Consider the following 9,805-nt stretch of genomic DNA (forward strand, 5'->3'; position numbering starts at 1 on the left):
CCCCGCGACGCGGCCAGGCGTGGGCCGGCACCGACCGCCAGTGCCGCGGCCGCCTCCTCGCGGTGCTGCGCGACGCGACCGACCCGGTGCCGAAGGCGGCGCTCGACGCAGTCTGGGACGACGGCGCGCAGCGCGAGCGCTGCCTCGACGCGCTCCTGGACGAGGGCCTCGCCCAGGTCCACCCCGACGGGACCTTCACCTTGTAACGGGCGACCCAGGGAGAGGCAGACGACAACTCTGCGGCGTCTCACGTCATCCCTGAACCCGCGCGTTCACGTTTGCGTTGACGACAACGCGACGACTCGGCCTCCCACATGCCTTCGTCGAAGTTGATCACGTATCGATGTGCTGCGCGGTCATACTCAACCGTGGCCGGGTCCTCAGCAGGCTCGAGCTCTTCGACCGCCCAGCCCGCCACCGCAAGCTCGATCGCGCCCTCCTGGACATCTGTCAACGGATACCAGAGGTGATGAAGGACAAAAACCAGCTCTCCTCCGTCGGCCGCAACTGCAGCCCGAAATCTTGGCACTACGCGGCGAAGTCCTTCCAGCAACTGTGGTAGGTCACCTTCCCACCCGCTTGCAACGTTCACCACGAGCCAGACGTGCGGAGCCACGGGGATGGCATGGGCCGGCTTGGCGTCCGCGACATGTACTGACATCTCGAGATCGACCATGAGCCCCCAGCTCCACTGGAGAAGGCGAAGCTCGTAGCGGCTCATTGAGCACCCCTCCACTGCGCCGCGTATGACGCGGCCTCTTCCGCGTGGCCGCCTCCGTGTGGCCGCACGGCTACTCAGCGAACGTCGTCGGCGGCCACTCGCTCGCGGGCGTCCGCGAGATGAGCGAGGGCGCTGGCGCCACCCGGCTCAGCCACGCACCGTGCGAGCAGTGGGTACAGCGGATGACGCAGTACCCGAGACCACGGTCGGGAAGGACGACCTCACAGAGAACCTGGAGTCCGGCGCGACCGTCTCGAGGACACGTCATAGCGGCCGGGTCCTCTCCGCCCAGTGCCGCGACGAGCATGTCGTGCCAAGCGCTTGTGCGAGCACTTCGTTTCATGGAGAGTCCAGGCCGGGCGCAGAGGTTCGGGGTCGGCAGTCTCGCACGATCGCTGGCCGCCCGGGCGCGCCGACCCTCCATACGATCCTTTCAGTCCTCGCCGAGACGCCCCCACTTCAGAACGCTCGTGAAGATATCGTCGTCATTCTCGTTCACATCGACGGAAACCGCCACGACGACGTGGTCAAGGCCGTCAGACGACAACACGAAGACGCTGCTGGCGCGATCGAGCCGAGGCAGCGTCGGAAGCCGCAGGTCCTCTCGGTCCCCCAGCCGATCCACGGAAAGGCCTCTCATGAGGTGAGGAAGGGCCATGTAGTCCACACCGCGAAAGATAAGATCGATGTTGAACGGTCGAGCCACCCCTCGCGGACTACGGATCAGAAGCGATGCGTGGCTGGGGGTGTACTCCCAGACCTGGAAGGTCGCCCCCGGGTAGTGGGCGATCATCGCTGGCGGCCCTCCTCTCGTTCGTCCCAGGATAGTTACGTACCGCGATCGTGGACGCTGTTCGCTTGGGCCGAGTCTGCTCTTCGACCGGACGACCATCGCGGGCGCGCGCACGCCCCGCTGCGATGCGCTTGCGACCGGCCGCACGCCGTCGACGACGATCTCGCCCAGGTCCATCCGACCGCGGCGTGCGCGCTCTACGTTTCCCCTGAACCGATCTGACCACGCCACCACGATTCGTCGCGCCCGGCCATCTCAAGCTCTTCGATCGTGGAGAGGACGTGTGTGACGAATGGTTCAGGTGGTCGAACACCGTGGTCGCGGACGTAGTGGGCCAGGCCCTCGGGCCAGACGTACACCGCATCGCTCAGCTCGAGGGAGCCGTTGGAGACGCCACAGACGCGACATGGTGAGAAACCCATGCAGGCGCGTACGACGAAGCCTCGGCGTGAGGTACTCGTGGACCTGATCCCGCTCCACCTCGTCCCACGTTTCATCGACGTAGCTCTGAGGCGATGGCCATCGATGATCTGCGGGCGAGCCTCTACCTTCCTCGCGACGCCATTACCCGATCAGGATCAGATGGGGTCGAACCATCACTCCACGCTCCGTACGTCGGCGCCCCGGCGCTCATGCCCGCCCCTCTCCTCGACGGCCCGAACGAACTCCTCCGGTGGGCGGTACCGGTGACGCTCGATGTAGTGCAGGACAAGCGAAGGCGCCGAGTACACGACACCTGACACGCTCCGCACGTGGATCTCGCTCATCCCCAGGTACAACGGGGTGGGATGCCGGGGCACGTCGATGCGGATCGGCGACTCCTCGTCGCAGAAGGGGCAGTAGTGGCATCCGCGCATCAGGTGGGGCATCTCGAACGCCAGGTCGATCAGCCGCTCGACGACGTGGGCAGGGACGTCGCCGCGGTCGAAGGTGTGTGCGTCGGCGAGCCACCCGACCGCCAGCATGGGCGAGTCCGACCGTGCGTAGCGGTACGGCGACAGGTCCGGCATGTACATCGAGCGTCACCTTTCCTCGAGCTCATCAGACCATGGACGACGCCCTCGGCGCTCCCTGTCGACTGCGGAGGCGAACCAGGGCGCAACGTGGAGGCGCTCGCGACACGACGCTGGATCCCTAGTGAAAGAACTCTTCCGGAGCCGCGTCGAGGGCGTCGCGCATGTGTTGCTCCGTGACTGACGGGATGACCAGCAGTCGACTCACCGCGAAGGCCGACCGCTCGGCCACCTCTCCGCCCACGTCCTGCTGCAACCGGATCGGATCGTAGAAGACCACGCTGAAGCACTCGCCTCCCCGTTCCACTGCGGCGTCCCAGAACACACCTTTCGCCTCCACCTCCCACGAGTAGTCCGGAAAGTCCTGGGGGAGAACAAGAACGCGCCGCTTCATGGATGACACTCGATTCTCGCTGGACAGGCTTTGAACCGTCTGGAGGACCTGGGACGACACATCGGCAGTTCACGTCGACGCCGCTCCCGCCGTTCGCCGTGGCTCGTTCACGCCCGCACCGCTCACCCCTGCCAGAGTGGCCCAGGCGGCGGTGAGCGCCCGACGTCGCGTTGAAGCTTGGTGATGTCGGCACCTCACTCGGTCGGCGCCCCGTCGCTGTCGGTCCGTGCCAGGCTGAGCCACCACGCATCGTCGATCTCGGCCGCTTCGAGCCGGTCCGTCGCTTCTGCGCCTGTCGCCACCCGCAGCGCCTCTGAGAAGGCTGCCGAGGGCGGAAAGTGGTGCGCGTCGATGTCATCGATGAAAAGCGTCAGCACGTGGCCTCAGAAGTCGAAGGAACGGACGAGCTTCGTCTCCAGTTCCGCGTAGATGCGGAGGTATGACGCCTCGTCGAAGTCAGGCGGCAGCCAGTTGCGTTCCGCGAAGTCTTCCAGGGCTACTGGAGGCACCGTGATCCCGTACTCACGGATGTATGCAGTGGCGTCGAGACGCCAGTAGTACTGGCCGTCCGAGGCAATCGCCGAGCCGCCTGGCACAACAAAACGACTCCCGATCTCGTCCCGAGTATGTTCCGTCCACGCCAAGAACACAGGACAGCCGTCCAGGTACCTGATCACTCGGTCACGCACAGCGAGCGCCAACGCCGGCGACTGCAGAAGGGCTTCCGCCCTCCACCGATCCGAGCCGGGCTCTTCCGCGAAAAGCCCCAGGGGCTGCAGGAACAGGTCGGATGCGCCGTCGGTCATCGGGATTCTCCTGCAGGAAGCGCCCGGTCACCGGGCTGAGTTGACCTTTTCGCATGGTAGCCACTGGCCGGCGGCGAGCACCGCCGTGCGTTCGCGACGATTCATCCTTGCCCTCCGACCTGCTTCGGGGCTCCGAGTTCGACTGGTTCCGCCACCCTCAACTCACCGACCATCGTCACTCCCTTTCTTGATGACGACGAGATCCTTCAGCATTCACGTGCCTCGCGCGGCAAAATCTTGGAAGTATCGGGAGCTTACGTACGATTCTCCCGGCGCGATGACCGCCATCGCCTGTCAGGCGTTCCGGAACGTCATCGCCCCTTTCGCGGCGCGAAAGGGGCGATGACGTTCCGAACCGTAGGGACTACTCCGTCGTGCGGGAGCGGCGGGCGGAGAGGCCGGCGGCGACCAACGTGCCGACGCCGGCGACGACGAGGACGAGGCCGGCGATGCGGAAGGGCTTCGGGGAGGAGCGGTAGTCGGCGATCTCGTTCCAGCTCTCCTGGGAGATCGGGCAGTCCTGCTCGGCGTCGACGAAGCCCGACGTCGGGCCGTTCTCGGAGGTGCAGACGGCCTTCGGCTCGCCCGGCTGGAGGGCGAAGGCGAGGACGCCGAGAAGGATCAGGACTGCGCCGACGACCAGGAGGTTGCGTGCCTTGGGGCTCATGCCGAGAAGACTGTCCTGGTTCGAGGTCGCCGTCCAGTCGAACGACGAAGGCCCACCACCCGTCGGGGTGGTGGGCCTTGTCGGACGTGCGGACTGCTCGTGCTGGCTGCTACTCGGAGGTGCCGGCCTCGACCGCGAGCGGGTCGTGACCCTCGGTCAGCTCGAGGTCGGCCTTGGGCGTGCCGCGGAAGGTGAACACCGCGTCCACGCCCTCACCCTCGACGTCGACCAGGACGATCTCACCGGCGCGCAGCTCACCGAAGAGCAGCTTCTCGGCGAGGGTGTCCTCGATCTCGCGCTGGATGGTGCGGCGCAGCGGGCGCGCACCGAGCACGGGGTCGAAGCCACGACGGGCGAGCAGGTCCTTGGCCGCAGGCGTGAGCTCGATGCCCATGTCCTTGTCCTTCAGACGGGTCTCCAGGTTGCCGACCATCAGGTCGACCATCTGGATGATCTCGTCCTGCGTCAGCGGCGGGAACACGACGATCTCGTCGACACGGTTCAGGAACTCCGGACGGAAGTGCTGCTTGAGCTCCTCCGACACCTTCGCCTTCATCCGGTCGTACGAGCCGACCGTGTTGCCGGCGTCGGCGAAGCCGAGCGAGACGCCCTTGCCGATGTCACGCGACCCCAGGTTCGTGGTCATGATGATCACGGTGTTCTTGAAGTCGACGACGCGGCCCTGGGAGTCGGTCAGGCGACCTTCCTCCAGGATCTGCAGCAGCGAGTTGAAGATGTCCGGGTGGGCCTTCTCGACCTCGTCGAACAGCACCACGCTGAACGGCTTGCGGCGCACCTTCTCGGTGAGCTGGCCGCCCTCCTCGTAGCCGACGTAGCCGGGAGGCGCACCGAACAGCCGCGCCACCGTGTGCTTCTCGCTGTACTCGCTCATGTCGAGCTGGATCAGCGCGTCGTCGTCGCCGAACAGGAAGTTCGCGAGCGCCTTGGAGAGCCACGTCTTGCCGACGCCCGAGGGCCCGGCGAAGATGAACGACCCGCCCGGACGACGCGGGTCCTTCAGGCCCGCCCGCGTGCGACGGATGGCCCGGCTGAGCGCCTTGATGGCCTCGTTCTGACCGATGACGCGCTTACCGAGCTCGGCCTCCATGTTGAGCAGGCGGCCGGACTCCTCCTCGGTCAGCTTGACGATCGGGATGCCGGTGGCGAGCGCCAGGACCTCGGCGACGAGCTCCTCGTCGACGACGGCCACGACGTCCATGTCGCCGGCCTTCCAGGCCTTCTCGCGGTCGGCCTTGGCGAGGATGAGCTTCTTCTCCTCGTCGCGCAGGGAGGCAGCGGCCTCGAAGTCCTGCGCGTCGATGGCGCCCTCCTTGCGGCGGCGGACGTCGGCGATCTTCTCGTCGAACTCCTTGAGGTCCGGCGGAGCCGTCATCCGGCGGATGCGCAACCGCGAGCCCGCCTCGTCGATGAGGTCGATCGCCTTGTCCGGCAGGAACCGGTCGGAGACGTAGCGGTCGGCCAGGGTGGCCGCCGCGACCAGCGCGTCGTCGGTGATGGTGACGCGGTGGTGCGCCTCGTAGCGGTCGCGCAGGCCCTTGAGCATGTCGATCGTGTGCGCGATCGACGGCTCCGGCACCTGGATGGGCTGGAACCGGCGCTCGAGCGCCGCGTCCTTCTCGAAGTGCTTGCGGAACTCGTCGAGCGTGGTGGCGCCGATGGTCTGCAGCTCACCGCGGGCCAGCATCGGCTTGAGGATGCTGGCGGCGTCGATCGCGCCCTCGGCGGCACCCGCACCGACGAGCGTGTGGATCTCGTCGATGAACAGGATGATGTCGCCGCGGGTGCGGATCTCCTTGAGCACCTTCTTCAGGCGCTCCTCGAAGTCGCCGCGGTAGCGCGAGCCGGCGACGAGCGCGCCGAGGTCGAGCGTGTAGATCTGCTTGTCCTTGAGCGTCTCGGGGACGTCGCCCTTGACGATGTCCTGGGCGAGGCCCTCGACGACCGTCGTCTTGCCGACGCCGGGCTCGCCGATCAGCACCGGGTTGTTCTTGGTGCGACGGCTGAGGACCTGCATGACGCGCTCGATCTGGTTCTCACGCCCGATGACCGGGTCGAGCTTGCCCTCGCGGGCGGCCTGCGTGAGGTTGCGACCGAACTGGTCGAGCACGGCCGAGGTGCTGGGCGCGGCCTCGGCGGGGGCGCCGGAGGTCTCGGCCTCCTTGCCCTGGAAGCCGGAGACCAGCTGGATGACCTGCTGGCGGACGCGGTTGAGGTCGGCGCCGAGCTTCACGAGGACCTGGGCGGCGACGCCCTCGCCCTCGCGGATCAGGCCGAGGAGGATGTGCTCGGTGCCGATGTAGTTGTGGCCGAGCTGGAGCGCCTCGCGCAGGCTGAGCTCGAGGACCTTCTTGGCCCGCGGCGTGAACGGGATGTGCCCGCTCGGCGCCTGCTGGCCCTGGCCGATGATGTCCTCGACCTGCCCGCGGACGGCCTCGAGCGAGATGTCGAGGCTCTCCAGGGCCTTGGCGGCGACGCCCTCACCCTCGTGGATGAGGCCGAGGAGGATGTGCTCCGTGCCGATGTAGTTGTGGCTGAGCATGCGCGCCTCTTCCTGGGCGAGCACGACGACGCGACGGGCGCGGTCGGTGAACCTCTCGAACATGTGGCCCCCTTGATCGGGTGTGTTCTCTTCAGTCTAGGTGCGGCCGCCTCGCCGCACTGCGCGACGTCCACGTACGTCACACAACTGGAACACGGGGTGCGCTGTTCCGTTGTTCACCCTGGGCGTAACTGGCCTCGTGCCAAGTCGTTCGACGGACGTGCGAGGGGCCCGCGTCGCAGTGGCAGCTGCGGCGCGGGCCCCTGGTCCGGGACGGCGGTGCCGTCAGGCGTCGAGGTCCGCCTCGACCAGGGCGGCGACGGCGTCGACCGCGGCCTGGTCGTCGCTCTCCACGACGATCTCGGTGCCCTGGGCAGCGCCCAGGGTCATGATGAGCAGCGCCGAGCCCGCGTCGACCGGGTCACCGCCGGCCACCGCGAGGGTGACGGGCGAGGACTGGTCGGCAGCGGCGGCCGCGATGGTGGCGGCCGGTCGGGCGTGCAGGCCGACGGACGAGCCGACGGTCACGGTCTTGCTGGGCATGGTGGGTCCCTTCAGGAGTGCGTTGGGTCAGGCGTCGACGGGGACGCGGGTGTACACGTGCTCGAACTCGCTGCTGTCCTTCTCGACACGCAGCGACTTCAGCAGCGTGACAGACGCAGCGCTGACGAGCGTGCCGACCACGAGCGCGACCAGGAACCACAGCACGTGGTCGACCGCGAAGAGGACGAAGATGCCGCCGTGGGGCGCGGCGAGCGTGACGCCCGCGCCCATGGAGATCGCACCGGCCGTGGCCGAGCCGAGCATCATCGACGGGATCACGCGCAGCGGGTCGGCCGCGGCGAACGGGATCGCACCCTCGGAGATGAAGGCGGCGCCCAGCAGCCAGGCTGCCTTGCCGTTCTCCTTCTCGGCCTCCGTGTAGAGGGTCGAGCGGACGGCCGTCGACAGCGCCATGGCGAGCGGCGGGACCATGCCGGCGATCATGACCGCGGCCATGATCTTCACCTCGGCGCCGCCCGCCGCGATGGCGTCGGCGGTGAGGCCGGTGGTGGCGAAGACGTAGGCGGCCTTGTTGACCGGACCACCGAGGTCGAAGCCCATCATCGCGCCGAGGATGACGCCCAGGAGGATCAGCGAGCCGCCCGTCATGCCGTTGAGCTTGTCGGTGAGGCCGGCCGAGAAGTCGGCGATCGGCTTGCCGAGGACCATCAGCATCAGCAGGCCGCTGACCAGCGTGGTGACGAGCGGGATGATGACGACCGGCATGAGCCCGGCCAGCCAGCGCGGAGCCTCCTGCTTGGCGATCTGGTGGGCGATGAGGCCCGCCAGGATGCCGCCGACGATGCCGCCGAGGAAGCCTGCACCGATCTGGTTGGCCAGGAAGCCCATCACGAAGCCGGGCGCGATGCCGGGACGGTCGGCGATCGCGTAGGCGATGTAGCCGGCGAGGGCGGGGACGAGGAAGCCGAACGCCCAGGCGCCCAGCGAGAACAGCAGCGCGCCGAAGTAGGTGGCGAGCGCGCTGCCGAAGAGCGCGTGCTCGCCGGCCGCGGGCAGGTTGAAGATCGTGTTCTCGAGCGCGATCTTGTTGCCCTCGCCCGTGATGTCGTAGCCCGCGAGCAGGAAGCCGAGGGCGATCAGCAGACCGCCGGCCGCCACGAACGGGATCATGTAGCTGACGCCGGTCAGCAGCCACTGGCGCAGCTTCAGGCCGATGCCCTGGTGCGACGACGACTCGTCGGCCTGGGCCGCGGCGACGCCGTCGACGCGCTTGGCGCTCGGGTCGGCCGCTGCGGCGACGGCCTCGGAGACCATCGTGTCGGGCTCGTTGATGGCGCGCTTGACGCCGCTCACGATGACCGGCTTGCCCGCGAAGCGCGACGCGTCCTTGACGCCCACGTCGGTCGCGAAGATGACCGCGTCGGCACCGGCGATGGTGGCCGAGCTCAGCGGACGGGCGCCCGAGGAGCCCTGCGTCTCGACCTGCAGGTCGACGCCCGCGCGCTCGCCGGCCTGCACGAGCGAGTCGGCGGCCATGTAGGTGTGCGCGATGCCCGTGGGGCAGGCCGTCACGGCGACGATGCGCACGGGGCTGCCCTCGGCGGACGCGGCGGAGGGCGCGGCCTCCGCTGCTCCCTCCGCAGCGGGGGTCGCGACCGGCTGGGGGGACACGACGTCCTCGACCAGCGCCACGACCTCGTCGTCGGACGAGGCGGCGCGCAGGGCGTCGGTGAACTCGCTGCGCACGAGGGCGCGGGCGAGCGTCGAGAGCAGCTTCAGGTGGTCGGAGTCGCCGCCGGCGGGCGCGGCGATGAGGAAGACGAGGTCGGCGCCGCCGTCGGGCGCACCGAAGTCGGCGCGGGGCTCGAGGCGCGCGAAGGCGAGCGTGGCCTCCGTGACGGCCTCGGACCGGCAGTGCGGGATGGCGATGCCGCCGGGCAGGCCCGTGGCGGAGGTGGCCTCGCGGGCCATCACGTCAGCGGCGAGGGCGTCGGCGGAGGATGCGCGGCCGGCGTCGGCGACGCGACCTGCGAGCGCGGCGACGACGGACGACGCGTCGGCCCCGAGGTCGGCGTCGAGCGCCACCAGGGCGGGGGTGATCAAGCGGGACATGGTCGTTCTTCTCTCTGGGCGGTGCGGGGGTGGGGGTGCTGCGGTGGTGCTCGGTGCGGTGCTGTCGTGCTGGGGTGGTGCTTGCTCAGGGGGTCGGGTGGGCGACGGCGTCGAGGCGTCGGGCCTGCATGGGCTCGAGGGCCGCGACGTCGGCCGGAGTCGGGGGCGTGGAGCCGTCGAGGGAGGCGGCCGCGCTGCCGTGGGCGACGGCCGCGGCGAGCGCGGTGGCGTCGTC

The 9,805-nt window shown here is 68.7% G+C and carries 10 protein-coding genes and 1 pseudogene; 1 reads left to right on the forward strand and 10 read right to left on the reverse strand.

Annotation, left to right across the window (positions count from 1 at the left end; genetic code table 11):
• A pseudogene (locus NH339_RS15515) lies at positions 1-206 on the forward strand (A/G-specific adenine glycosylase); the annotation flags it as partial.
• 41 nt (positions 207-247) lie between these two features.
• Here the strand turns inward: NH339_RS15515 and NH339_RS15520 are convergent.
• The 10 genes from NH339_RS15520 to NH339_RS15565 form a co-directional block, all read right to left on the reverse strand.
• Entirely contained in the window at positions 248-721 is a 474-nt protein-coding gene (locus tag NH339_RS15520) for a hypothetical protein (RefSeq protein ID WP_253026941.1), read from the reverse strand.
• Between the two features lie 433 nt (positions 722-1,154).
• Positions 1,155-1,691 (reverse strand): hypothetical protein, encoded by a 537-nt coding sequence (locus NH339_RS15525; protein WP_253026942.1) that lies wholly within the window; start codon positions 1,689-1,691, stop codon positions 1,155-1,157.
• 419 nt (positions 1,692-2,110) lie between these two features.
• Positions 2,111-2,524, reverse strand: a complete 414-nt coding sequence (locus NH339_RS15530) for a hypothetical protein (protein ID WP_253026943.1) — start codon at positions 2,522-2,524, stop codon at positions 2,111-2,113.
• 124 nt (positions 2,525-2,648) lie between these two features.
• Entirely contained in the window at positions 2,649-2,921 is a 273-nt protein-coding gene (locus NH339_RS15535; RefSeq protein WP_253026944.1) for a hypothetical protein, read from the reverse strand.
• 194 nt (positions 2,922-3,115) lie between these two features.
• A complete protein-coding gene (locus NH339_RS15540) occupies positions 3,116-3,298 on the reverse strand; it encodes a hypothetical protein (protein WP_253026945.1) in 183 nt (60 codons plus the stop codon).
• A gap of 6 nt (positions 3,299-3,304) precedes the next feature.
• On the reverse strand, positions 3,305-3,727 hold the full coding sequence (locus NH339_RS15545) for a hypothetical protein (RefSeq protein WP_253026946.1): 423 nt from the start codon (positions 3,725-3,727) through the stop codon (positions 3,305-3,307).
• 364 nt (positions 3,728-4,091) lie between these two features.
• On the reverse strand, positions 4,092-4,394 hold the full coding sequence (locus NH339_RS15550; RefSeq protein ID WP_067854467.1) for a hypothetical protein: 303 nt from the start codon (positions 4,392-4,394) through the stop codon (positions 4,092-4,094).
• A 109-nt stretch (positions 4,395-4,503) separates the two neighbouring features.
• Positions 4,504-7,017, reverse strand: a complete 2,514-nt coding sequence (locus NH339_RS15555; RefSeq protein WP_253026947.1) for an ATP-dependent Clp protease ATP-binding subunit — start codon at positions 7,015-7,017, stop codon at positions 4,504-4,506.
• Positions 7,018-7,239: 222 nt separating this feature from the next.
• Complete coding sequence (locus NH339_RS15560; protein WP_067854462.1) at positions 7,240-7,497, reverse strand: HPr family phosphocarrier protein; 258 nt, start codon at positions 7,495-7,497, stop codon at positions 7,240-7,242.
• A gap of 27 nt (positions 7,498-7,524) precedes the next feature.
• Complete coding sequence (locus NH339_RS15565) at positions 7,525-9,570, reverse strand: fructose-specific PTS transporter subunit EIIC (RefSeq protein WP_253026948.1); 2,046 nt, start codon at positions 9,568-9,570, stop codon at positions 7,525-7,527.
• Positions 9,571-9,805: the final 235 nt, after the last annotated feature.

Origin of the sequence: Aeromicrobium sp. CnD17-E (assembly GCF_024124745.1) — a bacterium.
Classification (GTDB): domain Bacteria; phylum Actinomycetota; class Actinomycetes; order Propionibacteriales; family Nocardioidaceae; genus Aeromicrobium.